Origin of the sequence: Enterobacter cancerogenus, from assembly GCF_019047785.1 — a bacterium.
GTDB classification, from domain to species: domain Bacteria; phylum Pseudomonadota; class Gammaproteobacteria; order Enterobacterales; family Enterobacteriaceae; genus Enterobacter; species Enterobacter cancerogenus.
In genome coordinates this window covers 3,395,029-3,421,577 of record NZ_CP077290.1, presented here as the reverse complement: position 1 = coordinate 3,421,577, position 26,549 = coordinate 3,395,029, and the positions used below count along the sequence as shown (strand labels likewise).

The window sequence follows — 26,549 nt, the reverse complement described above, 5'->3', positions numbered from 1 at the left end:
CTGATGAATTTTATCAGTCGGTATTTTTATTCTCTCGAGTAACAGTATGATGAAAAATAAATCACAATGGATAATCATCATTACTGCCCTGTTAATGACGAAAGTCGCCTCTGGCACCGAATTTAATATCAACGCCATCGATAAAGATCTCCGAAGCGGCATTGACCTGTCCCGTTTTAAAGATGAAACATCCGTCACGCCCGGCCGCTATTTCGTTAGCGTTTCTATTAATGATATTCCACTGACAAATGGCTGGCAGCTAACCTGGAAAGAGGTCAATGATACTGTTCAGGTGTGTATTCCTTCAGAACTTGCTGATACCTTTGGTTTGCAGGATAAATTACGCCAGAAACTCCCGGTCAACGATGGTTGCGTGGATTTTAGCACGCTCCCGGATATTACCTTTACCTTCGAACAGGCAACCCAGACCTTAAAGGTCACGGTTCCGCAAGCGTGGCTTCAGTATCGTTCCACCGACTGGATGCCCCCGTCGACCTGGGATAACGGCGTCGCAGGCGTCCTGCTGGATTACAATCTGTTTGCCAGCCACTATCAGCCCAACAGCGGCACCAGCACGGATAACGCCAACGCCTATGGCACGGCAGGCGCGAACCTGGGCGCGTGGCGATTGCGCAGTGACTTCCAGTATAACCAGACGCATACCGACGGAGGTTCAGAGCACGACGGGCGCTTCTCACGCGTGTATATGTTCCGACCGCTGCCCGCCTTAGGGGCGAAGCTCACGCTCGGTGAGACCGATTTCCAGTCCGCCATTTTTGATGCCTTCACCTACACCGGTGCGTCGCTTATCAGTGATGAACGCATGCTGCCATGGTCGCTTCGCGGCTACGCGCCGCAAATTTCCGGTATCGCGCAGACCAACGCCACGGTAACGGTCTCGCTGTCGGATCGTGTGATCTATCAGGCCAAAGTTCCACCCGGTCCCTTTGTCATTCAGGATTTGAATCAGTCGGTTCAGGGTACGCTGGACGTTAAAATTACTGAAGAAGACGGGCGCGTCAGCACCTTTCAGGTTTCCGCGGCGTCGGTCCCTTTCCTGACGCGTAAAGGCCAGATCCGCTACAAGCTTGCAGCGGGTAAAGCCCGTGAAGATGCCTCACACAGCGTCGAGGACAGTGCGTTTATGAGCGGGGAGTTCTCATGGGGGGTTCTGTCGCAAACGTCGCTGTACGGCGGAACCCTCGCGGACGGCGATCGCTACCGTTCCGTTGCGGCAGGTATCGGGCAAAACCTGGATATCCTGGGCGCCATTTCCTTCGACGTCACCCAGGCAACCAGCCAGGTGCCCGATCAACGCAGCCAGACGGGGTACAGCTATCGCTTTAACTACAGCAAGCGGTTCGATACCACGGGAAGCCAGCTCACGCTCGCCAGCTATCGCTATTCCGATCCGCAGTTTCTGAGCTACGCGCGCTTCCTTGAGCGTGACGACGATGACAACCAGACTGAAAAGCAGACCCTGAGCGTGACGGCAAGCCAGTACATTCCGGCGTTGTCGCTCAACGTGTATCTGAGCATGTTACGCCAGACCTGGTGGGACGACTCGCCGTCCACCACCGGCAGCATCACGGCAGGTTATAACTTTGACCTGGGTCGCTGGAAAAATATGGGGATAACCGTCTCGTTAAGCAAAACGCATTACGAGGATCAAAAAGACGATAACCAGTTTTATCTCTCCCTCAGCGTTCCGCTGGATACCGACCATCGTCTGACCTACGACCTGCGTAACAGCGACAACCTGAGCCAGAACGTCTCCTGGTACGACACCTCGGATCGGGATAACACCTGGGGCGTGTCCGCCGGTACGGAAAGCGAAAAAACGGATGCGGGCGCGCAGTTTAGCGGTAACTACCAGCACTACTCTTCGCTTGGCGATCTCAACGTGTCCGGAAGCTACAAGGCGAATGAGTATAACTCTCTCAGCGCCAGCTGGAACGGCTCCGTAACCGGCACGGCGAAAGGCGTCGCTCTGCATCGTCGCAGCTACGGCAATGAGCCCCGGGTGATGGTGAGCACAGACGGTATTGGCAACATTCCGCTGAATATGTCCCGGGATGAAACCAACGCGTTTGGCATAGGCGTATTACCGTCCTTCTCCAGCTACTCGCCGTCTAACGTGCAGGTCAACATGAATAACCTGCCGGACGGGATCGATGTGGACAATCGGGTCACCACCTCGACATGGACAGAAGGGGCCATAGGCTATCGCCAGATCGCTACACGTGCGGGGAGCGATGTCGTCGGGGTCCTGCGCACCGCGTCCGACGTTCCCCCTCTCGGTGCGCAGGTTCTCCTGCAGGAGAGTGGCCAGGAAGTGGGCATTGTGGCCGATGAAGGACACATCTGGCTCGGGGCCGTTAAACCTGAACAACAGTTCCTGGTGACCTGGGGGGACAACAATCAGTGTCGCTTCTCGTTGCCGTCACACCTTGAAAACAGTAAGCAGTTGATGCTGCCATGCCGGTAAGAAACCCATGATGAAACATTCACCCTTAAAACTTCTGTGCCTGATGCTCATCGGCACCAGCTTAACGACCCACGCCGCGATCAACCTGGATCGCACCCGGATTGTGTTTCCACAGAGCGACAAAGCCAGTAGCCTGAAGGTCGATAATCAGAGCAAATCTCTGCCGTATCTCGCGCTCTCCTGGATTGAAGACGAGAACGGGCGCAAGGAAGACAGCCATTTTATGGCTCTCCCGCCCATCCAGCGTATTGAACCAGGCGCATCGTCACAGGTGCGGATCGTCAGGCAGGCGGGCGTCAGCCAGCTTCCTAGCGATCGCGAGTCGCTGTTTTACTTCAACCTGCGCGAAGTCCCGCCGAAAAGCAGCAACGCCAGCGAGGAGCGCAGCGTGATGCAGGTTGCCATGCAAAGCCGCATCAAGCTGTTCTGGCGTCCTAAAGCCATCAGCAAAAAAGCGGGCGAGAAGAGTGAAATGCGCTTAGAAGTCACGGCGACCGCTAAGGGGCTTACCTTCCATAACCCGACGCCTTACTACATTACGCTGGCCTGGCTCAGTAAAGATGCAAAAACCATGCTGCCGGGTTTTGACAGCCTGATGATTGCGCCGTTTGCCACCGCTTCCGCCTCCACCGGTAGCTACCACGGCAGCTACTACAGCATCGGTTACATTGATGATTACGGCGCGCTGCGCAAGGTAGACGCCAGCTGCGCGGGTGCGGCGGCGTGTAAGCTCAGCGAGCGCAAGGTAGAGAGCGATGAAAAGACTCGCTAAACTTCTGTTTTTAAGCCTGCTGCTGTTCGTCCCGCTTAAGGAGGCCCTGGCGCTGAACTGCTATCTGGGCACGGCCAACGGCCCGGTTGAGCAGACGAAAACCATCGCGCCGTTCTCCATACCGAGCAACGCACAGCCGGGGCAAAAAATCTGGGAATCTGACGATATTAAAATTCCGGTGTACTGCGATCGCAACACCGCGTCGAACCATGCAAACGAAGACGTTTACGCGTGGGTGAACCCCTACTTATCCAGCGAGGATCCTTATTACCAGCTGGGGGTGACCTACGAGGGCGCGGACTATGACGCAGCCGGGCAGCCAACCGGGATCGACACCCATCAGTGTCTGGATAACAACAGCCTGAACACCTATACCCCCGCGCAGCTGCATGACATGGGCTGGGAGCATTACATCTGTTCCGGCAATGTTAACGACATCCACACCAGCCGCTATTTTATCGCGCGTTTTCGCCTGTACGTGAAAATCAAAACCATGCCGCCCCACGGCTACATCAGCTCGCTCGGGGATTACATACTGGTGCAGTTCGACGGTAAGGGGGGCGTGAACACGCTGTCTGATGCGAAGAACCTGAAATATCACGTGAACGGTCTGAATAACATCAACGTTCTGGACTGCGGGGCAACGTTTAGCATCTTCCCGGAAAACCAGGAGATCGACTTTGGCTCCTTCAGCGCCCGCGACATCGTCAATCAGGGTACCCGTAACCGGACGTTTACCGTTAAAACCACCAAAGTGCAGGACGCCCAGTGCTCGGACGGCTTCAAGATGGACTCGTCGTTTTACACCGACGGTTCCCTCAGCAATAACGATACCGCGCTGCTGATCGGAAACGGGCTTAAGCTGCGGATCCTGGATGGCACCCGGCCGTTTACCTTTAACCAGTATAATGAGTACGCCGATTTTACGGGCAGCACGTTGCAGGTTGAGCAGACCTATACCGCTGAGCTTTCGCCCGTTGCGGGGAAAGCCATTGATTCTGGCCCCTTTGAAACCGTCGTGCTGTTTAAAATTAACTACCACTAAAAACAAAAAAAGCCGGGGGTCGCCCGGCTTTTATCGTTACGTTTGCGCCTTTCAGCTGGCTTTGCGCTCGTGCGCCTGGCGATATTCAACCAGATCTTCGATGGTCACCACCGGCATGTTATGCAGACGGGCAAAGGTGATGCACTCTGGCGCGCGCGCCATGGTGCCATCATCGTTGGTCAGTTCGCACAGCACGCCTGCAGGTTTGAAGCCTGCCAGGGTCACCAGGTCGATGGTGGCTTCGGTATGGCCGCCGCGGGTCAATACGCCACCCGCCTGCGCGCGCAGAGGGAAGACGTGGCCTGGGCGATGCAGATCGGATGGCTTCGCACCGTCGGCAATCGCAGCACGCACGGTGGTCAGACGGTCAGCCGCTGAGACACCGGTAGTCACGCCGTGCGCCGCTTCGATGGTCACGGTAAAACCGGTTCCAAAGGCGCTGGTGTTGTTTTCAACCATCATTGGCAGGTCGAGCTGCTTGCGGCGGTCTTCGTTGATGCACAGGCAGACAATGCCGCTACCGTGACGAATGGTGAGTGCCATCTGCTCTACGGTCATATTTTCAGCGGCAAAAATCATGTCGCCTTCGTTTTCACGGTTTTCATCGTCAAGCACCATCACACCGCGGCCTTCGCGCAGTGCATCCAGTGCATGTTCAACACGTTGAGTTGAAGTGCCAAAAGAGGAAAGTAGCGTCTGATTCATGGTAAAAAAACCTCATTAACTATATGGTTACCAGAATCAGGGCAGTCTTAGGAGCGCCGTATACGCGGCAAAAAGATAACGTGAGCGGGCCTTTGCCCGACTGGATCGTTACTCTCTCCCATCCGGACTCTAACCGTCGGCCCCGGAATTACACCGGATCTGCTGACCTTTGAGTGTTCACCCAAAGCGCTCGCGGGCTTTCAGCATGACGCTGATTTACCGCCGGTGGGGAATTTCGCCCCGCCCTGAGAATAAGCGAGATAACTATAACGCTATTGATTAACCTGGGCAATGCATAAGCTTCAAACAAATCTTGTTTATGCCCGGCACTTACAGGCTACAATGGTTTCTGAGACCGTTTTACCAAGGGAAGCCACAATGATTGACCCGAAGAAAATTGAGCAAATTGCGCGTCAGGTTCATGAGTCCATGCCGAAGGGCATTCGTGAGTTTGGTGATGACGTTGAGAAGAAAATCCGCCAGACGCTGCAGGCGCAGTTGGTCCGCCTTGATTTAGTCAGCCGCGAAGAGTTTGACGTGCAAACGCAGGTTCTGCTGCGCACCCGCGAAAAGCTGGCGCTGCTGGAGCAACGTCTGAACGAGCTGGAAAACCGCAACGTGCCGGAAGAAGTGAAACCGGCACCGGCTATTCCGCCGGTGGACGATCAGGCGTAATTGCGGCCTGTTGTGCCCGGTAGCGGCTACGCCTTACCGGGCCTGGATGAACGCGTAGGTCGGGTAAGGCACAGCCGCCGCCCGCCATAAAAAAACGGGCCAAACGGCCCGTTTTTTACTGACTGTCTTTCTGGATCTTCTTAATGATGTTGGTGGTTGAACACCCGTCCTCAAAGTTGAGCACCATCACCTCGCCGCCGTTGGCCCAGACCTCTTCGCTCCCCGCGATTTGCTCTGGCTTGTAATCGCCGCCCTTCACCAGCAGATCCGGCAAAATACCTGCAATCAGGCGCTGCGGCGTGTCTTCCTCAAACGACACCACCCAGTCCACCGCTTCCAGCGCGCCGAGCACGATCATGCGCTGCTCCAGCGGGTTCACCGGGCGCGTTTCGCCTTTAAGACGTTTGGTTGACGCATCGCTGTTCACCGCCACAATCAGGCGATCGCCGAGCTTACGCGCATTCGCCAGATACGAGACGTGGCCCGCGTGCAGAATGTCAAACACGCCGTTGGTCATCACCACTTTTTCACCGCGCTTACGCGCCGCGGCAACGGCCACCTTCAGCTCGTCTTCGGTCATCACCCCAAAACCGGTGTCGGCACGGCCACGCACAGCGTTTTCGAGCTCGATTGGCGACACGGTAGAGGTGCCGAGTTTACCCACCACCACGCCCGCTGCCGCGTTAGCAAAGTAGCAGGCCTCTTCCAGGGAGTTCCCCGCCGCCAGCGTTGCCGCCAGCACGCCAATCACCGTATCACCGGCTCCGGTCACGTCGTACACTTCCTGCGCCTGCGTCGGCATGTGCAGCGGCGCTTTGCCCGGCTGCAGCAGCGTCATGCCCTGCTCGGAACGGGTCACTAACAGCGCGGACAGCTCGAAATCGGCGATGATTTTCATGCCGCGCTCAACCAGCTCTTCTTCGGTTTTGCACTTGCCCGCCACCGCTTCAAACTCAGAGAGGTTTGGCGTCAGCAGCGTTGCGCCGCGATAGCGTTCAAAGTCGGTGCCTTTCGGGTCGATCAGTACCGGCACGCTGGCTTTACGCGCCAGCTGGATCATGGTCTGCACGCTTGCCAGCGCGCCTTTGGCGTAGTCGGACAGCACCAGCGCGCCGATATTGCCCAGCGCCTGGTTGATGCGCTCGTGCAACGGCTCGGGATCAACGCCCTCGAAACCTTCTTCAAAGTCGAGGCGAATCAGCTGCTGGTTGCGTGACAGCACGCGCAGCTTGGTGATCGTCGGGTGGGTGGGAACAGAAACAAAGTCGCACTTCACGTTCACGTCCGCCAGCGACTTGCTCAGCGCACGCGCCGCATCGTCGATGCCGGTCAAGCCAACCAGACGCGACTGCGCGCCCAGAGAAGCAATGTTCATCGCCACGTTTGCCGCGCCGCCGGGGCGCTCTTCAATGGTGTCGACCTTTACCACCGGAACGGGCGCTTCCGGGGAGATGCGGCTGGTCGGCCCATACCAGTAGCGATCCAGCATCACATCGCCGACAACCATAACCCCAGCACGTTCAAACTCTGGCAGTGTTACTTTCATTCCTGACTCCAGAAAGATTCACAATTTGCGCGCGATAATATCACACTTGCTTTGTTACGCACGGTTCCACCAGCCACTTCAGCCAGCTGGCGGTCACCTGCGCCCGCTCGTCGACGAACTGGTCGAGCGCCACATGGCCCGGCTGCTCCTGCAGGGCCAGGTGATGCAGGGCATCCCTTAGCGTGGTGTAGGCCCGGGTCAGCGCCTGCGCCTCCTGCTCATCCATAATCTCATTCTGCGCAAGCAGCTCCAGAATGCGCACGTTATCGGACCAGCGCGTCAGCTTTGGCTTCGCGTGGGCGTGCAGCAGCACCAGATACTGGGTAATAAACTCAATATCGGTAATTCCGCCCTCATCAGCTTTGATATCAAAGCGATCGCGGTGTTTATTGCCAAGATGCGCGCGCATTTTTTCGCGCATCTCGCGCACCTCGGTCTGCAGCGTGCTGCCGTCGCGTAAGGTGGTCATGACCTCCTTGCGGATGAGATCAAACTGCGTTTTTAACTGCGGATCGCCATAGACCACGCGGGCGCGCACCAGCGCCTGATGTTCCCACGTCCAGGCCTCGTTTTTCTGATAATCGGCAAAGGCGTCCGTGGAGGTAACCAACATGCCCGCCGCGCCGGACGGGCGCAGGCGCGCATCCACCTCGTACAAAATGCCCGACGAGGTGCGCGTGCTGAACAGGTGCATAATGCGCTGCGCCAGTCGTAGGTAAAACTGACGCCCGTCGATTTCACGCTCGCCGTCGGTCATGACGTCTACCGGGCAGTCGTGCAGGAAGATCAGATCAAGATCGGAGCTGTAACCCAGCTCCCAGCCGCCGAGCTTGCCATAGCCGACCACCGCAAAGCCGCGCCCTTCACGCTCGGCCAGATGTTTCGGCTGGCCGTAGCGTGCCACCATCTGCACCCAGGCCTGATGCACGACGGCATCAATCATCGCTTCCGCCAGCCAGGTTAAGTGATCGCTGACTTTCATTACCGGCAGCGTTCCGGCGATATCGGCCGCCGCCACACGCAGCATCTGCGCCTGCTTAAACTGACGCAGCGCCTCCAGCTGCTGCTCTTCATCCTCTTCCGGCACGCGCAGCAGATACTGGCGCAGTTCGTCGCGGTAGGCGTCCGTTGCCGTGGGCTGGTAAAGGGTGTTGGGATCGAGCAGTTCGTCCAGCAGCAGCGGATAACGCGCCAGCTTGTTGGCGACCATCGGCGACGCGGCGCAGAGTGAAATCAGATGCTTGAGCGCGCCGGGGAATTCGCTCAACAGTTCAAGATAGGTGGTGCGGGTGATGATCCCGCTCAGGAGCGGCATCATTCGCGACAGCGGCACCGGGGCATCCGCGCGCGCGCAGACGTCGCTTAGTAGATGCGGCATCAGGTGATCCAGCACCTGGCGACCGCGCGGGCCAATGGCGCGCTTGTTCAGTTCGAGACGGAAATCGGCAATTAACGCCACCACGCGGTGTCGGTCGTCATCGCTTAAATGCGCCAGCACCGGCGTGGTGTCATCTTCCTGGAGGGCGTCCTGCCACAGCTCGCGCCAGTGTTCGGACAGCGCATCGTCCTGCGACTCCCCTTCGTCGTCGCCGATCAGATCGTTAAAGATCCGACGCACGCCTGCCATGTGGGCATCCAGCCTCTCGGTGAGCGCCGCCCAGCCTTCCATGCGCATTCCCCAGGCGAGCCGCGCCCGGTTCAGGTCATCCCCTGGCAGGGTTTGGGTTTGTTCGTCGTTTATGCTTTGCAGCAGGTTTTCCAGCCGACGCAGGAACAGGTAGGCCTCGCGCAGCGTTTGCGCGTCGCCCTCCGGCAGCAGGTGAAGCTGTTCGATGGCGTTCAGCGTCGGTAGCAGCGAGCGGGATTGCAGCGACGGCTCACGACCACCGCGGATAAGCTGGAAGACCTGAACGATAAATTCGATTTCACGAATGCCGCCCGCGCCGAGCTTGATGTTGTCTTTCAGGCCACGGCGGCGCACTTCGCGGGCGATCATCCCCTTCATATTACGCAGGGACTGGATCACGCTGAAGTCGATGTAGCGGCGGAACACGAACGGGCGCAGCATGGCACGCAGTTCGTTGGCATAGGCATCGTCGCTGTCGCCCATGATCCGCGCCTTCACCATCGCGTAGCGCTCCCAGTCGCGCCCCTGTTCCTGATAGTAATCTTCCAGCGCGGCAAAGCTCAGCACCAGCGGGCCGCTGTCGCCGAACGGCCGCAGGCGCATATCAACACGATAGACAAAGCCATCCTGGGTGGGCTGGTCCAGCGCCTTAATCAGCCGCTGGCCAAGGCGGGTAAAGAACTGGGCGTTATCCAGCTCGCGCCGCCCGCCGCGCGTGGCCCCGTTCTCAGGCCAGGCAAAAATCAGATCGATATCCGAGGAGAAGTTCAGCTCGCATCCGCCAAGCTTCCCCATCCCCAGAATCAACAGCGGCTGAGGAACCCCTTCCTCGTTGCACGGCGTGCCCCACTCTTTACAGCATGCGGCATACAGCCAGTCGCGTGCGGCAACAATCAGCGTTTGCGCCAGCTCGCTGAGCTGCTGCAACGTACTCTCTTCGCTGACCAGCTCCAGCGCCTGGGCCCAGGCAATGCGCACCATCACCCGGCGGCGGAACTGACGCAGAACGCGCATTAACGTGGCTTCATCCGCTACGTCTGCAAGCGCAGCCTGCAGCCAGCTGGCGTACTGCCGCCACTCTTCCGCCTGCGGAGGCGCGCTTTCCAGCGCCGCCAGCCAGCCCGGATTCGCCGCGACACTCTCCTGCACAAAATCACTGAAGGTAAGCACGCACTTCGCCTGCTCACTTAGGGATGACGGCGATAATAACTCAGGCAGACGTTCGCAAACAATCTGCCACTGCTGCTGTAACTGCGAAGAAAGCGCCATGATGGGGGTTCCTTGCCAGAATTAACGTTTTCCGCTGTGCAGCCAGAACGGCTCCTGCGAAATGGCCTCGTTGCGGAAATGCTCAATCTCGACCTGCTGGCGGTTTTCGATGGCTTGCTTCAGCCCCTGCCAGTTCTCCATCCAGGCCTGCGCTTTCACGCCGTCATAGGCACCGGACAGCAGCAACATGCTGTCGATATTACGCGCCAGACGCGGAAGCTGATCGCCGTACTGGTCGCCCAGCGGGTAGGCAAACGTGGTTCTCAGCTCAGCGGCATGCCGCGAAAGATGAATATCCGCAAAGCGCTTAAAGTTATCCGCGATTTTGGTCTGCGCTTTTGCATCAAGGAAAGTCCGCCAGCCGCGCGTTACCAGAAACTCAGTGAGCGCCAGTTTGGCCGAGGCGGCCTGTGGGCTATAGAGCGCCGTTTGTGCCGACACATCGGAGAGCATAAGTGCTTCGGTTTGGGTAAGCAGATCACGTAAGTGAGCGCTTGCTTTACGCGGCACGATACCGCCGAACAGCGCCAGCGTATGACGCACCAGGCCAATAGCCGCCATGACGTGGGTTTTCGCATTTTTGACATTTCGCGCCCACAACTCTTCGTGGTACAGCCACTGAGAGAGCGCCAGTTCCAGCGCCGCTTCCATGCCCTGTTCGATGCTGGCTTTCGGCACAACGCGTAAAATCGGCGTCTCTTTCACCGTACGTGGCGCATTCCCGGCCGCCAGATGATAACCGCGTGCGGCCTTACTCAGGCTGCCCTGACGCAAGCCGGACTGGTTCACCAGCTTACGTGCCAGCTTCAGCACGTCGTTCGCGTCACCTTCCAGCAGCTCAAGCTCCAGTTCGCAGAGTGGCTCCTGCCATTCGCCCGCCTTCACGTCACCCAGATCGAGGGCAATCTCTATGCGGCTTTTGCCTTCCGTCACCTGCCATTTTTCGCGCCAGAAATCGGTGCTGAACAGCGGCTGCACCTGCGCCGCTAACGTTGCCGGCAGCTCGCCCTCTGGCCATACCTCGGCCGGGAAACGCGCCAGTTCAAGTTCCGGCTTGCTGATATCAATATTGTATTCCGGGCGCTGGTGTAACCCGCCGACCACGCGGCCAGCGGTTTTCATCGTCATTTCATAGCGCCCGCCCGCTCCCCGGATGCGCAGCCCCATGTCGTGCTGGCGCAGCCAGTTGTCCGGCGTTTCGTAATAGATGTTAAGCAGCTGTACCGGTTCATGGTGCTCGCCGGAAAGCGTGTGCAGATGCTGACGAAGCGCGTCAACGCTGTCTTTTTCGACGATAAACTTTAATTCGATTTCTTGTGCCATAGCCTTGTACTTTTGCGTGCGTCACAGACGCGTCAATGAAGGCGAACTTCCTCGCCATTTGTTTGTCAGTACATAGTATTTTGCGCCAAATTGCCATGCAATGAGCAATTTGACGGGCGTAAAAGTTTAAAGCAGTAGAAATCAGGACACAGATGATTCCGATTGATGATGAATCCTTTGCGTAGAGACACTGATGCCACTACTATCGTTCCACTATTTATGAATATAACGACTGATATGCTTAAATTGCGCCTGATTGGACTTACTTTACTCGCTTTTAGCGCCGCAACCGCGGTGCACGCTGAAGAAAAGCGTTACGTTTCTGATGAACTCAACACCTGGGTACGCAGTGGCCCCGGAGACAATTATCGCCTCGTGGGCACGGTGAATGCCGGCGAGGAAGTGGTTCTGTTACAAACCAATGCAGATACCAACTATGGCCAGGTTCGCGACAGCACTGGCCGCACTTCGTGGATCCCGCTCAAAGAGCTGAGCAACGTGCCAAGCCTGCGCACGCGCGTGCCGGACCTGGAAAACCAGGTGAAAACCCTGACCGATAAGCTGAACAACATCGACAGTACCTGGAACCAGCGTACCGCAGAGATGCAGCAGAAAGTCGCGCAGAGCGACAGCGTGATCAGCGGCCTGAAGGACGAAAACCAGAAACTGAAAAACGAGCTGATTGTCGCGCAGAAGAAAGTGAACGCCGCCAATCTGCAGCTTGACGACAAACAGCGCACCATCATCATGCAGTGGTTTATGTATGGCGGCGGCGTGCTGGGCGTGGGTCTGGTGCTGGGTCTGGTGCTTCCAATGCTGATCCCAAGCCGCAAGCGCAAAGACCGCTGGATGAACTAACTCGTCTTCTCTGCCACACTTACGTATTATCTTGCGAAAAGAAAAAACGGGAGTGTGGCTGTGAAGAGTTATCTGGTCGGTGGTGCGGTTCGTGATGCGTTATTAGGTCTGCCGGTCAAAGATAAAGACTGGGTTGTGGTCGGCGCCACGCCAGAAGAAATGCTCGAGGCGGGCTACCAGCAGGTAGGCCGCGATTTTCCCGTGTTTCTCCATCCGAAAAGCCGTGAAGAGTACGCCCTGGCGCGAACGGAGCGAAAATCCGGCGCGGGCTATACCGGCTTCACCTGCTATGCCGCCCCGGACGTGACCCTGGAGCAGGATTTACTGCGCCGCGACCTCACCGTTAACGCCCTGGCACAGGACGAGCACGGCCAGATCATCGACGTTTACGGCGGCCAAAACGATCTCCGCGATCGGCTCTTGCGCCACGTTTCTCCCGCGTTTTCTGAAGATCCGCTGCGCGTACTGCGCGTGGCGCGTTTCGCTGCCCGCTATGCTCACCTGAGCTTCCGCATTGCCGATGAAACGCTGGCGCTGATGACCGCCATGACCGAGGCGGGCGAACTGGCGCACCTGACGCCGGAACGCGTCTGGAAAGAGACTGAAAACGCGCTGACCACCCGCAACCCGCAGGTCTTTTTCCAGGTCCTGCGCGACTGTGGTGCCCTGAAGGTGCTGTTCCCGGAAATCGATGCGCTGTTTGGCGTTCCGGCGCCGGCGAAGTGGCACCCGGAAATTGATACCGGCGTGCATACCCTGATGACGTTAAGCATGGCCGCCATGCTCAGCCCGGAGGTTGACGTCCGTTTCTCGACCCTGTGTCACGATCTCGGCAAGGGGCTGACGCCGAAAGCGTTGTGGCCGCGCCACCACGGACACGGCCCGGCGGGGGTGAAGCTGGTTGAAGGGCTTTGCCAGCGCCTGCGCGTGCCTAACGACATCCGCGACCTGGCGAAACTGGTGGCGGAGTTCCACGACCTGATCCACACCTTCCCGATCCTGAAGCCAGCCACCATCGTTAAGCTGTTCGACAACATTGACGCCTGGCGCAAACCGCAGCGCGTAGAGCAGATTGCGCTCACCAGCGAGGCTGACGTGCGCGGGCGTACCGGGTTTGAAGCCAGCGATTATCCGCAGGGGCGCCTGCTGCGCGAAGCCTGGAACGTGGCGAAAGCGGTGCCGACGAAAGAGGTGGTTGAGGCAGGATTTACCGGCCCGGCTATTCGGGAAGAATTGACGAAACGGCGGATTGAGGCGGTTGCGGCCTGGAAGGAAACGCGTTGCCCTCAGCCAAAGGACTGAGGGCGGTCGGTCATCAGAAGAAGACCACGTACACGGCAGCTGCGACGATAAAGCGGTAGATCGCGAACGGAATGAACGAGATACGCTTAATCAGCTGCAGGAAGGTTTTAATCGCAATCAGCGCCACGATAAAGGCGGTGATAAAGCCCACAGCAAACATCGGGATGTCGCCGGTAGTCAGGAAGCCGATGCTTTTATAGAGGTCCAGCGCGGTGGCGCCCATCATCATCGGGACCGCCAGCAGGAAAGAGAACTCTGACGCCGCATAGCGGCTCACGCCCATCAGCATCCCGCCGGAAATGGTCGCCCCTGAACGGGAGAAGCCCGGCCACAGCGCCAGACACTGGAAGCAGCCAATGATAAACGCCTGACGATAGGTCATGTCATCCAGACCTTCCGCACGCGGGGTTTTAGGTTTGAGCAGTTCCGCCGCGATCAACAGGACGCCACCAACCACCAGGGCGTACATCACGTTGATGGGATTAAACAGCGACTTGATGGTATCGTGGAATATCAGCCCCAGCACCACTGCCGGGATCATCCCGAGCAGGATATGAATCAGCGTCAGACGGCCTTTGCCCTCGCCTTCGCGCTGCGGCAGACGGCCAAAGTGGATGCCAATCAGGCCAAACAGACGACGCCAGAACATCACCACCACGGCCAGGATTGAACCGAGCTGGATCACCACTTCGAATGTCTTTGCGGTATCCCCCTCAAAGCCCAGCAGATGGCCCACAATAATCATATGGCCCGTACTGGAAACCGGCAAAAACTCCGTCAATCCCTCGACCACACCCAGTATTGCCGCCACCAGCAGCGAGTGCATATCGCTCATCTATAAACCCCTAAAAAGATATAAAAAAACGGTCGCTATAAAGGCTCCCGTGAAAGATACAGCTTTAAGACCTGTATAACCGAAAATGGTTTAGCGATTATGACGTTAAATCATTCCTTTCAGATTTTTGCCACGCTCGATAATCACGCCCACGTTGGCGGCGCGCGCCACGGCGCCGGGTTTGCTCAGCTTGATACGCACCCACGGTGAATTAAACTTGCTCAACAGCAGCTCCGCAACCTCTTCCGCCACGCGTTCAACCAGTGCAAAACGCTGCCCTTCTACGTGGCTCACGACGGTTTCGCTGATGTCGGCATAGCTTAAACAGTCATTCACGTCGTCGCTTTTTGCCGACGCGCGGTTATCCCAGCCCATTTCGATATCGAACACTAATTTCTGTTCTATGGTCTGTTCCCAGTCGTAAACACCAATAGTGGTGATTACCGAAAGTTGCTCTATAAATACAATATCCATCACGACCTGCCTGCTTTTTGGCTAAACCGGATACCACTTCCGGCGAATTATGCGTATTATCCACAGATGCTGAGAATACAGATACATTTTCAAAACGGAACAGCGTTATGAGTGCAATCGCGCCTGGAATGATCCTCCTCGCCTACCTTTGCGGCTCAATCTCCAGCGCCATTCTGGTCTGCCGCATTGCCGGGTTACCTGACCCGCGCGAAAGCGGCTCCGGGAATCCCGGGGCGACCAATGTACTACGAATTGGCGGCAAGGGAGCAGCCGTAGCGGTTTTGATTTTTGATGTTCTGAAAGGGATGCTTCCCGTCTGGGGCGCGTATGCGCTGGGCGTCACGCCGTTCTGGCTGGGGCTTATTGCCATTGCCGCCTGCGTTGGCCATATCTGGCCGGTATTCTTCGGCTTTAAAGGCGGTAAAGGCGTCGCGACTGCCTTCGGTGCCATCGCGCCGATCGGCTGGGATCTCACTGGCGTAATGGCCGGGACCTGGCTGCTGACGATTTTACTGAGCGGCTATTCGTCGCTGGGCGCCATTGTCAGCGCGCTTATCGCGCCGTTCTATGTCTGGTGGTTTAAACCGCAGTTCACCTTCCCGGTTTCGATGCTCTCCTGTCTGATTTTGCTGCGTCATCACGACAACATTCAGCGCCTGTGGCGTCGCCAGGAGACCAAAATCTGGACGAAGCTGAAGAGAAAGAAAAAAGAGCCGAAAAACGGCTCCTCCTGATTACGCCTCCGGCAGTTCTGCCAGCGGCCAGCGTGGACGCACGGAAACGCTGAGATCGGATGTCGCGCCGGCATTGAGCCGCACCATACCCGCGTAGGCGATCATCGCGCCGTTGTCGGTACAAAATTCCGGACGGGCGTAAAACACTTCACCGCGACGCTTTTGCATCATCTCGGCCAGCTTCGCGCGCAGCGTACGGTTGGCGCTAACGCCCCCGGCCATTACCAGGCGCTTAAAGCCAGTCTGATCCAGCGCGCGCTTGCATTTGATCATCAGCGTATCGACGACTGCATCTTCAAATGCCCGGGCGATATCCGCGCGGGTCTGTTCATCATTATCGTTGTTGCGAATGGTGTTGGCGGCAAAGGTCTTCAGACCAGAGAAGCTGAAGTCCAGGCCCGGACGATCGGTCATAGGGCGAGGGAAGACGAAACGGCCTTCCGTCCCCTGCGCGGCCATTTTCGACAGCATCGGGCCGCCAGGATAATCCAGCCCCAGGAGCTTGGCGGTTTTGTCGAAGGCTTCACCGGCTGCGTCGTCAATCGACTCGCCCAGCAGTTCATACTTGCCAATGCCCGTCACGCTAATCAGCTGCGTGTGGCCGCCAGAAACCAGCAGCGCCACAAACGGGAACGCCGGCGGATTGTCTTCCAGCATCGGTGCCAGAAGGTGCCCTTCCATATGGTGAACCGGGATCGCCGGAACATCCCACGCAAACGCCAGAGAACGCCCGACGGTTGCACCGACCAGCAGTGCGCCGACAAGGCCAGGACCTGCGGTATACGCCACGGCATCGATATCTGTTGAGCTCAGCCCGGCCTCTTTCAACGCCGCCTGAATTAAAGGGACGGTTTTACGCACATGGTCACGAGAGGCCAGTTCAGGCACGACGCCACCGTAGTCAGCGTGCAGTTTCACTTGACTATACAGTTGGTTGGCCAGCAGCCCTTTTTCGTTGTCGTAAATGGCGATGCCGGTTTCATCGCAGGATGTTTCAATACCCAGTACACGCATGACTTGTTTTACCTCGCTTCAGTACCGCGCAGTGTAGAGCCTGGGCGGGTTGATGTAAAACTTTGTTCGATCCAGGAGAAAGGCTCGTGTATACTCCTCACCCTTATTAAAGTCCCTTTCAAAATCGCTTCGGTGCTTTACAAAGCAGCAGCATTTGCAGTAAAATTCCGCACCATTTTGAAATAAGCTGGCGCTGATGCCAGCGGCAAACCGAATTTATTAAAGGTGAGAGTTACATGCCGGTAATTAAAGTACGTGAAAACGAGCCGTTCGACGTAGCACTGCGTCGCTTCAAACGTTCATGCGAGAAAGCAGGTGTTCTGGCTGAAGTTCGTCGTCGTGAGTTCTATGAAAAACCAACGACTGAACGTAAGCGCGCTAAAGCTTCTGCAGTGAAACGTCACGCGAAGAAACTGGCTCGCGAAAACGCACGCCGTACTCGTCTGTACTAATGTGTTGAGGGCGCACGCTCTCAGCTGACAGACAGAGTAATAGTCGTAAGGCCGTGCTTCCGGAAGGAATGCGCGGCTTGTTTTCGTTTATAAGTCGCTAAACTATTGGGGCCTATGGCTGGACGAATCCCACGCGTTTTTATCAATGACCTGCTGGCCAGAACCGACATCGTCGATCTCATCGACGCGCGGGTAAAGCTCAAAAAGCAGGGCAAGAACTACCATGCGTGCTGTCCGTTCCATAACGAAAAAACCCCCTCTTTCACCGTAAACGGTGAAAAACAGTTTTACCACTGCTTCGGCTGTGGCGCCCACGGTAACGCGGTCGATTTTTTGATGAACTACGACAAGCTCGAGTTCGTTGAAACGGTCGAAGAGCTGGCGGCGATGCACAACCTTGAAGTGCCATATGAAGCAGGCAGCGGACCCAGCCAGATAGAGCGCCATCAACGGCAAACGCTTTATCAGCTGATGGACGGCCTGAATGCATTCTATCAACAGTCTCTTAAGCACACTGCGGCTGAGCCTGCGCGTCAATATCTGAATGCGCGCGGACTGAGTGACGATGTGATTGCGCGTTTCGCTATTGGTTACGCCCCGCCCGGCTGGGACAACGTGTTAAAGCGTTTTGGCGGCAATAGCGAAGATCGTAAGTCTCTCATCGATGCAGGCATGCTGGTCACCAACGACCAGGGACGAAGCTACGACCGCTTCCGTGAACGGGTCATGTTCCCGATCCGCGACAAGCGTGGCCGGGTCATTGGTTTTGGGGGTCGCGTGCTGGGCGATGCCCTGCCGAAGTACCTCAACTCCCCGGAAACCGATATTTTCCATAAAGGCCGCCAGCTTTACGGTCTTTATGAGGCGCAGCAGGAAAATGCGGAACCTCCGCGTCTTCTGGTCGTCGAAGGCTATATGGACGTCGTTGCCCTGGCGCAGTACGACATCAACTATGCCGTTGCGTCATTAGGCACGTCCACCACGGCCGATCATATTCAGCTGCTGTTCCGGGTGACGAATAACGTCATCTGCTGTTACGACGGTGACCGCGCAGGACGCGATGCCGCCTGGCGTGCGCTGGAAACGGCGCTGCCTTACATGACCGACGGACGTCAGCTACGCTTTATGTTTCTGCCCGACGGTGAAGACCCGGATACGCTGGTGCGTAAAGAGGGTAAAGCGGCGTTTGAAGCGCGGATGGAGCAGGCTCAGCCGCTCTCCACGTTTTTGTTTAACAGCCTGATGCCGCAGGTGGATTTGAGTACCCCTGACGGGCGTGCGCAGCTCAGTACGCTGGCACTGCCGTTAATCAGCCAGGTGCCCGGCGAAACGCTGCGCATCTATCTGCGTCAGGAGTTGGGTAATAAGCTCGGCATTCTGGATGACAGCCAGCTTGAACGTTTAATGCCTAAACTTGCTGAAAACGGTGCGGCTCGTCCGGCGCCTCAGCTAAAACGCACAACCATGCGTATACTGATAGGATTGCTGGTTCAAAACCCAGAACTTGCGCCGCAAGTGCCGTCGCTGGCGGGTTTGAACCATGAGAAGCTGCCCGGGCTTGGGTTATTTTCAGAACTGGTCAACACGTGCTTGTCACAGCCAGGACTCACCACCGGACAGCTTTTAGAGCATTATCGCGGCACTAAAGAGGCCGCTACCCTTGAAAAACTGTCGATGTGGGACGATATAGCAGATAAGGACATTGCAGAAAAAACGTTCACCGACTCACTCAACCATATGTTTGATTCGATGCTTGAACTGCGCCAGGAAGAGTTGATTGCCCGCGAGCGCACGCACGGTTTAAGCAGCGAAGAACGCCGGGAACTCTGGATGATTAACCAGGAACTGGCGAAGAAATAGAAGAAATAAGTAAAAGACAAAATCATTCGCGTTGTATCAAGGCAGCAAGTGAACGAACGCCAGAGAGTGTACAAAAGTACACGACCAGGATGAGAAAACGCCGCTAACGCAGAGACAACGTGAAGGATAAAGTATTTAACGGCTTAAGTGCCGAATATCGATCGGGAAGCCCCCGGCAGCCGCACTGAGAGGCAGCGGCAAAAATATAAGTACGCCCTCGCTTTAAATGTTGGCAGCCCCATCGCCGACACCAATCAAACGAATTAAGTGTGGATACCGTCTTATGGAGCAAAACCCGCAGTCACAGCTGAAACTTCTTGTCCAACGCGGTAAGGAGCAAGGCTATCTGACCTATGCCGAGGTCAATGACCATCTGCCGGAAGATATCGTCGATTCAGATCAGATCGAAGACATCATCCAAATGATCAATGACATGGGCATTCAGGTGATGGAAGAAGCACCGGATGCCGATGATCTGTTGCTGGCTGAAACCTCCAACAACACTGACGAAGATGCCGAGGAAGCTGCTGCACAGGTACTGTCCAGCGTGGAATCTGAAATCGGGCGTACCACTGACCCGGTCCGCATGTATATGCGCGAAATGGGTACCGTTGAACTGTTGACCCGCGAAGGCGAAATCGACATCGCGAAACGCATTGAAGACGGGATCAACCAGGTTCAGTGCTCCGTTGCTGAATACCCGGAAGCGATCACCTATCTTCTGGAACAGTACGATCGCGTTGAAGCGGAAGAAGCGCGTCTGTCCGATCTCATCACCGGCTTCGTCGATCCGAACGCTGAAGAAGACATGGCGCCTACCGCCACGCACGTCGGGTCTGAACTGTCTCAGGAAGAGATGGATGACGACGAAGACGAAGATGAAGAAGAAGACGACGACAGCAGCGATGACGATAACAGCATCGACCCTGAGCTGGCGCGTGAGAAGTTTGCCGAACTGCGTACGCAGTATGAACTGGCCCGCGATACCATCAAGGCGAAAGGCCGCAGCCATGCTGCCGCTCAGGAACAGATCCTGAAGCTGTCTGAAGTGTTCAAGCAGTTCCGTCTGGTGCCTAAGCAGTTCGACTACCTGGTTAACAGCATGCGCGTGATGATGGATCGCGTACGTACCCAGGAACGCATCATCATGAAGCTGTGCGTCGAACAGTGCAAAATGCCGAAGAAGAACTTCATCACCCTGTTCACCGGCAACGAAACCAGCGAAACCTGGTTCAACGCCGCTATCGCGATGAACAAGCCGTGGTCTGAAAAACTGCACGACGTGAAAGACGATGTGCATCGCGGCCTGCAGAAACTGCAGCAGATTGAAGAAGAGACCGGCCTGACCATTGAGCAGGTAAAAGACATTAACCGTCGTATGTCTATCGGTGAAGCGAAAGCCCGCCGTGCGAAGAAAGAGATGGTTGAAGCGAACCTGCGTCTGGTTATCTCTATCGCCAAGAAATACACCAACCGCGGTCTGCAGTTCCTGGATCTGATTCAGGAAGGCAACATCGGTCTGATGAAAGCGGTAGATAAGTTTGAATACCGTCGTGGCTATAAGTTCTCCACCTACGCAACCTGGTGGATCCGTCAGGCAATCACCCGCTCTATCGCGGATCAGGCGCGCACCATCCGTATTCCGGTGCATATGATTGAGACCATTAACAAGCTCAACCGTATCTCCCGCCAGATGCTGCAAGAGATGGGCCGCGAGCCAACGCCGGAAGAGCTGGCTGAACGCATGCTGATGCCGGAAGACAAGATCCGTAAAGTGCTGAAGATCGCCAAAGAGCCTATCTCCATGGAAACGCCAATCGGCGACGATGAAGATTCGCATCTGGGTGATTTCATCGAGGATACCACCCTCGAGCTGCCGCTGGACTCTGCCACTACCGAGAGCCTGCGTGCTGCCACGCACGACGTGCTGGCTGGCCTGACCGCCCGTGAAGCTAAAGTCCTGCGTATGCGTTTCGGTATCGATATGAACACCGACCACACGCTGGAAGAAGTGGGTAAACAGTTTGACGTTACCCGTGAACGTATCCGTCAGATCGAAGCGAAGGCGTTGCGTAAACTGCGCCATCCAAGCCGCTCTGAAGTGCTGCGTAGCTTCCTGGACGATTAATCCAGGTAACAGCAAAAAGCTCCCATTCGGGAGCTTTTTTTTATTCTTCTACCTCTTGGAGAGGGTCAGGCCGCAGAGGCCCTACAGTCCCCGCACCATCAACGCCTCATCGAGTTCGCGGTACGCCTCTACCAGCTTATCCAGCGTCGCCCTGTTCAAGCCGCTCGGGTTTGGCAGCACCCACACCTGCGTCGCACCGATACTAATGCTCTGCTTGCCCCACTGCGCTCCACGCTGGCTGAACGCCTGTTCATAGGCCTGCTTGCCGAGGATCGCCAGCGCTGCCGGCTGGTAGTCTTCTATCTTTTTGATAAGCTCCCGCCCACCGCTGCGCAGTTCGTGCAGGTTAACTTCACTCGCCTGCACCGTTGGGCGCTCAACCAGCATGGTGATCCCACAGCGCGTGTCCAGCAGATGTTGCTCCTCTTCAGGCTTAAGTAACTTGTCGGTAAACCCCGCCTGATAGATCACCTTCCAGAAGCGATTTCCCGGATGGGCGAAGTGAAAACCGGTGTGCGCCGAGGACTTGCCCGGATTGATTCCGCAGAACACCACCCGCAGGCCCGGTGCCAGAATGTCGTTAATCATCTCTACTCCCAATCGATACATCGTTATAGAAGTATAAAGGATTGATTATGCGTTGTTTATAAAAACAGCAGGCAGGTGCGAATGGCTGGATTGCTGAAGGGAGTTACTTTATAATTCACCGCCACGGCCCCTTAGCTCAGTGGTTAGAGCAGGCGACTCATAATCGCTTGGTCGCTGGTTCAAGTCCAGCAGGGGCCACCAAATTTTAGCTTTAAAATCATCCATTTAAGCCACTCGATTGAGTGGCTTTTTTGTTGACTGAGGATTAAGTGTCGCAATGTGTCCCACGAAAAGTGAAAGCGGCCACTTACTCCTTCAACTCACCCCCCCCTTACGTCGCGGGCGGGTTCAGCATCTCGCCTGTTATCTGAAGATTTTACCTGCCTCACAGACGGCAAAAACTAAAGAAATCCCCCGTCGCGCCGATCATCATCCGTGTGTATTATTTCCTGTAGCGTTTACCGCAACTAACCTTAACTCAAATACTTAAGCGCCAAAGCGAAAGGCATCATGAGCACACCGATCAAACGGCTAGAAATCATTAAAAATGCCATTGAACTGGAAGATGACGACATCATCCAGAGCCAGCTGACACGCCTGAAAAACGAAGCGTTTGACGAGGGGCTGCAGGCGATCGTCGTGGCGCTTGAACAGAAGAACTACACCGACGCCATGGCGGCCATCACTGCCTGGCTGCAAAGCCAGCGGGCCATCACGCAGTGGCGGGATCCGCAGGTGGCAGCCAGCAGGCTGGAGCTGAAGGCGCTGGAAGAGCGCCTGCGGGATCTGATCGACCGCCGCAACGCGCGCGTTCAGCAACTTGATGAGTTCAACGATCTCTATTTCTCCCGGCTCGGCCCGCTGATGCAGCAGATCCTTGCCCTGCGCAAAACGCTGGCGGAGCTGAACCTGCGTCGTCAGCAGGCGGAAGCCCGCCGTCGCGAAGAGGATTATCGCCGCTGCCAGCGCTACATGGCGCAGGCGGTGGAGGTGCTGACCACACTCACGCAACGCTGGCGCGAGCTGCCCGCGGACTCTGTGCAGGCTGCCGAGGCCCGTAAGCATCTGCAGCAGCAAAGCGATCTGATTGCGAATCTGCTGGCCGAAGCGCGCGAACTGGAGAGCGGCCTTACCCGTGAAGAAGAGCCGGCACGTCAGGCGCGCGACGAGGCAAATGATGAGTATGAGAAGTATCGCGAGCAGCATCACGATGCGGAGATACGTCTGCGCAAAGGAAAAACGCTCTCTGAAGACGATCGAAACGAACTGAAGCGGCTCTGGCGTCAGGCGAGCAAACTGTGCCACCCGGACCTCGTCGCAGATGATTTAAAAGAAGAAGCCAACGCCATGATGGTGCAGCTCAATCAGGCCAAACAGCGTGGCGACGTTAAGGCGATCCGTTCACTGGTGGCGCGTCTGCAGCAGGGCTTTGAACCGCTGATGGCGAGCGACAGGCTGAACGATCTGGAGCGTATCCGCAAAAAAATGGCGCAGGTTCGCGAGCAAATCGACACCTTAGTAAACGAGCTGGCTGAGCTCGAGAAAGAAGAGTCCTGGCTGCTGGTCTCGTCGCTGAACAACATGGAAGCCTATTTTGCGCAGCAGGAGAAAGCGCTGCACGACGTCCGCGCTTCGCTCGAACATCAGGTAAGCGAAGCGCAGATGGATTCAGCCGCGTAGCTATTTGGCGTGCCAGTATGCGCTGGCACGCACCAGCTGCTGATCAATCGCGTCGGTCTCAAAGCGACGGCTCAGGTTTTTCACCACCTTCCCTTCCCCCGTCAGCCAGATAAAGTAATCTTCCGCCGGAACGGTCAGCGCGGCCAGTTGGTCTGCCACCGCCTGTTCGCTATGGCCCACAATCCAGGTAATGTTGAACCCGCTCAGGTTCGCGAGATAAGTCTTGTAAGACGCATCGCCGACGGTCACCACCGCATGGATCTCCGGGCGAACCTTCAGGCTGGCGATAGCCTCTAAACGACGGCGCAGCGCGGGCATCCCGGACTCGTCGCACACGTAGAGCTGCCAGGCGTAATCTTCCGGCACCACCAGCGAACCGCGCGGGCCGCCGATCGTCAGCTTATCGCCCACTTTCGCTTCCAGCGCCCAGCGGCTGGCGACCCCGCCGTCGTGGACGAAGAAATCGAGCACCAGTTCGTTGTGTTCCGCGTCAAACAGCGGGGTATAGTCACGCGCCTGCGGGCGGACGCCCTCTCCCCAGTCGATGCCTTCCTCAGTCACGACGGGCGGAACGAAAGTCGTACCCGGCGCCGGGAAAAAGACTTTGGTATGGTCGTCAAAGCCCCGTGAGCTAAAGCCCTCCAGCGCTTCACCGCCTAAAACAATGCGCTGAAAGCCAGCATTGACGCGCTCGACGCGGAGCACGTCCAGCTCGCGAAAACGCAGGTCATTACGAACACGTTGCGGGTAACGAGGTGATGTCATGGTGATGCCCTCTCAGATGAATACGATATATCTAAATAAATTTTAAATGATAATGATTGCTAATTAGCAAGAATGCAAGATCTTTTAGATTGCATCTAAACATATCTACGATATAGTTTAGATATATCTTTTAGAGAGACATGACATGCGACATGAACATGAGGGCGGCCGCCGTCCGCGTTTTTTTGGACACGGCGATCTGCGGCTGGTGATCCTGGATATCCTGACGCGCAATGCGAGCCACGGTTACGAGCTGATCAAAGCGATCGAAAACCTGACTCAGGGGAACTACACCCCCAGCCCGGGTGTGATCTACCCGACCCTGGATTATCTGCAGGATCAAACCTTTATCACCATTACGGAAGAAGAGAGTGGCCGCAAGAAAATAGCGATCACCGTGGCCGGACAGCGCTGGCTGGATGAAAACCGGGAACAGCTGGAACAGATTCAGGTGCGTATCAAAGCGCGCAGCGTCGGCTTCCAGCTGCGTAAAAACCCGCAGATGAAGCGGGCGCTGGATAACTTCAAAGCGGTATTAGACCTGAAGGTTAATCAGGGAGAGCTCAGCGACGCGCAGCTTAAGCAGATCATCGGTGTGATCGACCGCGCGGCGCTGGAGATCTCCCAGCTGGATTAAGCCAGCGCGTGCTCGCTCACGCGGAACACTTTTACCAGCTCTTTCAGGTGCATCGCCTGATCGTTCAGCAATGCCGCTGCGGCCACAGACTCCTCCACCAGGGCTGAGTTCTGCTGCGTGGTGGCATCAATCAGGCCAATCGCGCTGTTGATCTGCGAGATCCCTTCCGTCTGCTCATGGCTCGCCTGGCGAATTTCGCGCAGGATCACGTCCATCTCTTCCACGTTGCCAACCATCCCGTTGATCAGCCCGCTGGCTTTTTCGACCAGGTTCATTCCGTCCTGCGTCTGGCTGGAGGAGCTTTCAATCAGCTGGCGGATTTCACTGGCTGAAGAGGCGCTTTTTTGCGCCAGTTGGCGCACTTCACCGGCGACAACCGCGAATCCACGGCCATGCTCACCCGCACGCGCCGCCTCTACCGCCGCGTTCAGCGCCAGAATGTTGGTCTGGAAAGCAATGGCGTCGATCAGGTCAATGATGTCGGACATCCGGTTCGATGTTTCGTTAATCAGGCGCATTTTGCTGGTCACCTGCTTCATCATTTCACCATTATTTTTCACCACCGCAGCCGCATCGGCGGAGAGGTTGGTGGCTTCCCCGGTGTGGGATGCGGTGTTTTTGACCGTCGCGGTGATCTGCTCCATCGACGCCGCCGTCTGTTCAACGGAACTTGCCTGCTCTTCCGTGCGCGCGGCCAGATCCTGGTTGCCCGCCACAATTTGCGCGGCCGCGCTGGAGATATTCTCCGACCCGGTCTGCACCTGCTGCACAATCTCCAGCAGGCGAGTTTTCATCTCCATCAGCGCAGAGAGCAACAGGCCCGTTTCATCTTTCCCGTGGGAGGCGATGCTGCCAGTCAGATCGCCGTCGGCAATGGCCTCGGCAAAGCTCACCGCCTCGCCCAGCGGACGAGTAATCGAGCGCATAATAAACCAGCCAATCAGGCTCCCCATCACCACGCTAAAGAGCGTGATAAGGATCAGCACCAGCCGGTTGGTGCGAAAATCACCGTCCACCTGCGCGCCTGCGTTTTGCATCTCCGCGTCCTGAACCGCAATCAACTCCTGCACTTTCGCTTTGTAGGCCTGCTGCAGGCTAAGCGTGGTGGTCATCATCTCCTGAATAGCCCCAGGACGATCGTTGTTTTGCACCGCCTGTAAAATACGGTAACGCGAGTCCAGGTACTGCTGGCGGACGTCGCGAATATCCGACAGAACCTGCTGAGATTTTTTATCCTGCAGGTCGGTGTTCAGCTCACCCAGGATGACGGTGATACGCTCGCTGATAGCCTTCAAACGCTGCTGTGACTGGGCGGTGTAACTCCCCTGCTCATCCAGCAGCATGAGTTGCTGAGTGCTAACAAATTCCTGGAAGTTATCGATGAGCTGGTTCGCTTTTATCGTGGTGGGATAATCATGGGAAAGGATTGTTTGCATTCCGTGATTGGCCCGATTCAGGCTCATCAGGGACAAACTCGCGCTGACCACCATCAGTACAATAAAGAAGCCAAACGCCAGAAATAATTTAGTGCCGATCTTTACGTCATGTAAGTACATATTTACTCCATCGATGTGATTATTTCTCAGACGATCGCTGTTATCGGTAACTGTCGCGCTAACTTTATGACTTTGATCGTTTTTTTATTTCATAACCCACACAATGGATAGGCAGAGGCTATTAATTTCGCCCCATCGATCGTTATGCGGCCGCTTATGAGGGCATTGATGAAATAGCGTAGGGGAAAACCGACTTAGGCAGGAACAAATAACTGA

General features: G+C 56.4%; 22 protein-coding genes, 1 tRNA gene and 1 riboswitch. Of the genes, 13 read left to right on the top strand and 10 right to left on the bottom strand.

All coding sequences use genetic code 11. The features are described from left to right. The first annotated feature begins 49 nt into the window (after positions 1 to 49). The 3 genes from I6L58_RS16190 to I6L58_RS16180 are packed head-to-tail and all read left to right on the top strand — an operon-like array spanning position 50 to position 4,305. Entirely contained in the window at positions 50 to 2,488 is a 2,439-nt protein-coding gene (locus I6L58_RS16190) for a fimbria/pilus outer membrane usher protein (RefSeq protein WP_088208677.1), read from the top strand. Positions 2,489 to 2,498: 10 nt separating this feature from the next. Further along, positions 2,499 to 3,260 (top strand): fimbrial biogenesis chaperone, encoded by a 762-nt coding sequence (locus tag I6L58_RS16185; protein ID WP_088208512.1) that lies wholly within the window; start codon positions 2,499 to 2,501, stop codon positions 3,258 to 3,260. Beyond that, positions 3,244 to 4,305 (top strand): fimbrial protein, encoded by a 1,062-nt coding sequence (locus I6L58_RS16180; RefSeq protein WP_088208511.1) that lies wholly within the window; start codon positions 3,244 to 3,246, stop codon positions 4,303 to 4,305. The genes I6L58_RS16185 and I6L58_RS16180 overlap by 17 nt, the downstream gene beginning before the upstream one ends. A 51-nt stretch (positions 4,306 to 4,356) precedes the next feature. Here the strand turns inward: I6L58_RS16180 and ribB are convergent, their stop codons facing one another. Next, positions 4,357 to 5,010, bottom strand: a complete 654-nt coding sequence (gene ribB / locus I6L58_RS16175; protein WP_023309208.1) for a 3,4-dihydroxy-2-butanone-4-phosphate synthase — start codon at positions 5,008 to 5,010, stop codon at positions 4,357 to 4,359. A gap of 106 nt (positions 5,011 to 5,116) precedes the next feature. After that, a riboswitch (FMN riboswitch) is annotated at positions 5,117 to 5,267 on the bottom strand. Positions 5,268 to 5,388: 121 nt separating this feature from the next. Between ribB and ubiK the strand changes: the two genes are divergently transcribed. Then, entirely contained in the window at positions 5,389 to 5,685 is a 297-nt protein-coding gene (ubiK, locus tag I6L58_RS16170; protein WP_140418808.1) for a ubiquinone biosynthesis accessory factor UbiK, read from the top strand. Positions 5,686 to 5,800: 115 nt separating this feature from the next. On the opposite strand, the gene hldE is transcribed toward ubiK, so the two are convergent. From hldE to I6L58_RS16155, 3 genes are read right to left on the bottom strand one after another with little or no spacing between them, the layout of a single operon-like run. After that, the gene (hldE, locus tag I6L58_RS16165) at positions 5,801 to 7,231 is read right to left on the bottom strand and encodes a bifunctional D-glycero-beta-D-manno-heptose-7-phosphate kinase/D-glycero-beta-D-manno-heptose 1-phosphate adenylyltransferase HldE (RefSeq protein WP_045404039.1); all 1,431 of its coding nucleotides are present in this window, start codon (positions 7,229 to 7,231) and stop codon (positions 5,801 to 5,803) included. A 40-nt stretch (positions 7,232 to 7,271) separates the two neighbouring features. After that, a complete protein-coding gene (gene glnE, locus I6L58_RS16160; protein WP_088208509.1) occupies positions 7,272 to 10,130 on the bottom strand; it encodes a bifunctional [glutamate--ammonia ligase]-adenylyl-L-tyrosine phosphorylase/[glutamate--ammonia-ligase] adenylyltransferase in 2,859 nt (952 codons plus the stop codon). Between the two features lie 18 nt (positions 10,131 to 10,148). Continuing rightward, a complete protein-coding gene (locus tag I6L58_RS16155; protein WP_088208508.1) occupies positions 10,149 to 11,450 on the bottom strand; it encodes a CYTH domain-containing protein in 1,302 nt (433 codons plus the stop codon). Positions 11,451 to 11,687: 237 nt separating this feature from the next. Between I6L58_RS16155 and I6L58_RS16150 the strand changes: the two genes are divergently transcribed. Both I6L58_RS16150 and I6L58_RS16145 read left to right on the top strand, forming a co-directional pair. Beyond that, the gene (locus I6L58_RS16150; RefSeq protein ID WP_042322026.1) at positions 11,688 to 12,308 is read left to right on the top strand and encodes a TIGR04211 family SH3 domain-containing protein; all 621 of its coding nucleotides are present in this window, start codon (positions 11,688 to 11,690) and stop codon (positions 12,306 to 12,308) included. 60 nt (positions 12,309 to 12,368) lie between these two features. After that, positions 12,369 to 13,610 (top strand): multifunctional CCA addition/repair protein, encoded by a 1,242-nt coding sequence (locus I6L58_RS16145; protein ID WP_088208507.1) that lies wholly within the window; start codon positions 12,369 to 12,371, stop codon positions 13,608 to 13,610. Positions 13,611 to 13,623: 13 nt separating this feature from the next. Here I6L58_RS16145 and bacA read toward each other — a convergent pair whose 3' ends face one another. Together bacA and folB are read right to left on the bottom strand one after the other, a co-directional pair. Further along, the gene (gene bacA / locus I6L58_RS16140) at positions 13,624 to 14,445 is read right to left on the bottom strand and encodes an undecaprenyl-diphosphate phosphatase (RefSeq protein WP_058610738.1); all 822 of its coding nucleotides are present in this window, start codon (positions 14,443 to 14,445) and stop codon (positions 13,624 to 13,626) included. 105 nt (positions 14,446 to 14,550) lie between these two features. Then, positions 14,551 to 14,919 (bottom strand): bifunctional dihydroneopterin aldolase/7,8-dihydroneopterin epimerase, encoded by a 369-nt coding sequence (folB, locus tag I6L58_RS16135; RefSeq protein ID WP_006178599.1) that lies wholly within the window; start codon positions 14,917 to 14,919, stop codon positions 14,551 to 14,553. A 107-nt stretch (positions 14,920 to 15,026) separates the two neighbouring features. Between folB and plsY the strand changes: the two genes are divergently transcribed. Next, on the top strand, positions 15,027 to 15,653 hold the full coding sequence (gene plsY, locus I6L58_RS16130) for a glycerol-3-phosphate 1-O-acyltransferase PlsY (protein ID WP_006178600.1): 627 nt from the start codon (positions 15,027 to 15,029) through the stop codon (positions 15,651 to 15,653). On the opposite strand, the gene tsaD is transcribed toward plsY, so the two are convergent. Further along, the gene (gene tsaD, locus I6L58_RS16125) at positions 15,654 to 16,667 is read right to left on the bottom strand and encodes a tRNA (adenosine(37)-N6)-threonylcarbamoyltransferase complex transferase subunit TsaD (protein ID WP_042322033.1); all 1,014 of its coding nucleotides are present in this window, start codon (positions 16,665 to 16,667) and stop codon (positions 15,654 to 15,656) included. Positions 16,668 to 16,903: 236 nt separating this feature from the next. On the opposite strand from tsaD, the gene rpsU reads away from it, so the two are divergent. From rpsU to rpoD, 3 genes are all read left to right on the top strand, one after another. After that, positions 16,904 to 17,119 (top strand): 30S ribosomal protein S21, encoded by a 216-nt coding sequence (gene rpsU / locus I6L58_RS16120; RefSeq protein WP_001144069.1) that lies wholly within the window; start codon positions 16,904 to 16,906, stop codon positions 17,117 to 17,119. A 114-nt stretch (positions 17,120 to 17,233) separates the two neighbouring features. Continuing rightward, complete coding sequence (gene dnaG / locus I6L58_RS16115; protein WP_088208506.1) at positions 17,234 to 18,979, top strand: DNA primase; 1,746 nt, start codon at positions 17,234 to 17,236, stop codon at positions 18,977 to 18,979. Positions 18,980 to 19,262: 283 nt separating this feature from the next. After that, a complete protein-coding gene (gene rpoD / locus I6L58_RS16110) occupies positions 19,263 to 21,107 on the top strand; it encodes an RNA polymerase sigma factor RpoD (RefSeq protein ID WP_006178605.1) in 1,845 nt (614 codons plus the stop codon). Between the two features lie 81 nt (positions 21,108 to 21,188). Here rpoD and mug read toward each other — a convergent pair whose 3' ends face one another. Continuing rightward, entirely contained in the window at positions 21,189 to 21,695 is a 507-nt protein-coding gene (gene mug, locus I6L58_RS16105) for a G/U mismatch-specific DNA glycosylase (protein ID WP_042322035.1), read from the bottom strand. Between the two features lie 125 nt (positions 21,696 to 21,820). Here mug and I6L58_RS16100 point away from each other — a divergent pair. Continuing rightward, a tRNA-Ile gene (locus I6L58_RS16100) sits at positions 21,821 to 21,896 on the top strand. 309 nt (positions 21,897 to 22,205) lie between these two features. Further along, entirely contained in the window at positions 22,206 to 23,375 is a 1,170-nt protein-coding gene (locus tag I6L58_RS16095) for a DNA repair protein (protein WP_088208505.1), read from the top strand. Here the strand turns inward: I6L58_RS16095 and I6L58_RS16090 are convergent, their stop codons facing one another. Next, complete coding sequence (locus I6L58_RS16090; RefSeq protein WP_088208504.1) at positions 23,376 to 24,140, bottom strand: siderophore-interacting protein; 765 nt, start codon at positions 24,138 to 24,140, stop codon at positions 23,376 to 23,378. Between the two features lie 145 nt (positions 24,141 to 24,285). Here I6L58_RS16090 and I6L58_RS16085 point away from each other — a divergent pair, with 145 nt between their 5' ends. Next, complete coding sequence (locus I6L58_RS16085) at positions 24,286 to 24,777, top strand: PadR family transcriptional regulator (protein ID WP_006178635.1); 492 nt, start codon at positions 24,286 to 24,288, stop codon at positions 24,775 to 24,777. Here the strand turns inward: I6L58_RS16085 and I6L58_RS16080 are convergent. Continuing rightward, positions 24,774 to 26,333, bottom strand: a complete 1,560-nt coding sequence (locus I6L58_RS16080) for a methyl-accepting chemotaxis protein (RefSeq protein ID WP_088208503.1) — start codon at positions 26,331 to 26,333, stop codon at positions 24,774 to 24,776. The genes I6L58_RS16085 and I6L58_RS16080 overlap by 4 nt on opposite strands. Positions 26,334 to 26,549: the final 216 nt, after the last annotated feature.

Coding starts and splice junctions, on each gene's coding strand:
- I6L58_RS16190 (WP_088208677.1), top strand. CDS start 50: ATGAAAAATAAATCACAATGGATAATCATCATTACTGCCCTGTTAATG.
- I6L58_RS16185 (WP_088208512.1), top strand. CDS start 2,499: ATGAAACATTCACCCTTAAAACTTCTGTGCCTGATGCTCATCGGCACC.
- I6L58_RS16180 (WP_088208511.1), top strand. CDS start 3,244: ATGAAAAGACTCGCTAAACTTCTGTTTTTAAGCCTGCTGCTGTTCGTC.
- ribB (WP_023309208.1), bottom strand. CDS start 5,010: ATGAATCAGACGCTACTTTCCTCTTTTGGCACTTCAACTCAACGTGTT.
- ubiK (WP_140418808.1), top strand. CDS start 5,389: ATGATTGACCCGAAGAAAATTGAGCAAATTGCGCGTCAGGTTCATGAG.
- hldE (WP_045404039.1), bottom strand. CDS start 7,231: ATGAAAGTAACACTGCCAGAGTTTGAACGTGCTGGGGTTATGGTTGTC.
- I6L58_RS16155 (WP_088208508.1), bottom strand. CDS start 11,450: ATGGCACAAGAAATCGAATTAAAGTTTATCGTCGAAAAAGACAGCGTT.
- I6L58_RS16150 (WP_042322026.1), top strand. CDS start 11,688: ATGCTTAAATTGCGCCTGATTGGACTTACTTTACTCGCTTTTAGCGCC.
- bacA (WP_058610738.1), bottom strand. CDS start 14,445: ATGAGCGATATGCACTCGCTGCTGGTGGCGGCAATACTGGGTGTGGTC.
- folB (WP_006178599.1), bottom strand. CDS start 14,919: ATGGATATTGTATTTATAGAGCAACTTTCGGTAATCACCACTATTGGT.
- plsY (WP_006178600.1), top strand. CDS start 15,027: ATGAGTGCAATCGCGCCTGGAATGATCCTCCTCGCCTACCTTTGCGGC.
- tsaD (WP_042322033.1), bottom strand. CDS start 16,667: ATGCGTGTACTGGGTATTGAAACATCCTGCGATGAAACCGGCATCGCC.
- rpsU (WP_001144069.1), top strand. CDS start 16,904: ATGCCGGTAATTAAAGTACGTGAAAACGAGCCGTTCGACGTAGCACTG.
- dnaG (WP_088208506.1), top strand. CDS start 17,234: ATGGCTGGACGAATCCCACGCGTTTTTATCAATGACCTGCTGGCCAGA.
- rpoD (WP_006178605.1), top strand. CDS start 19,263: ATGGAGCAAAACCCGCAGTCACAGCTGAAACTTCTTGTCCAACGCGGT.
- mug (WP_042322035.1), bottom strand. CDS start 21,695: ATGATTAACGACATTCTGGCACCGGGCCTGCGGGTGGTGTTCTGCGGA.
- I6L58_RS16095 (WP_088208505.1), top strand. CDS start 22,206: ATGAGCACACCGATCAAACGGCTAGAAATCATTAAAAATGCCATTGAA.
- I6L58_RS16090 (WP_088208504.1), bottom strand. CDS start 24,140: ATGACATCACCTCGTTACCCGCAACGTGTTCGTAATGACCTGCGTTTT.
- I6L58_RS16085 (WP_006178635.1), top strand. CDS start 24,286: ATGCGACATGAACATGAGGGCGGCCGCCGTCCGCGTTTTTTTGGACAC.
- I6L58_RS16080 (WP_088208503.1), bottom strand. CDS start 26,333: ATGTACTTACATGACGTAAAGATCGGCACTAAATTATTTCTGGCGTTT.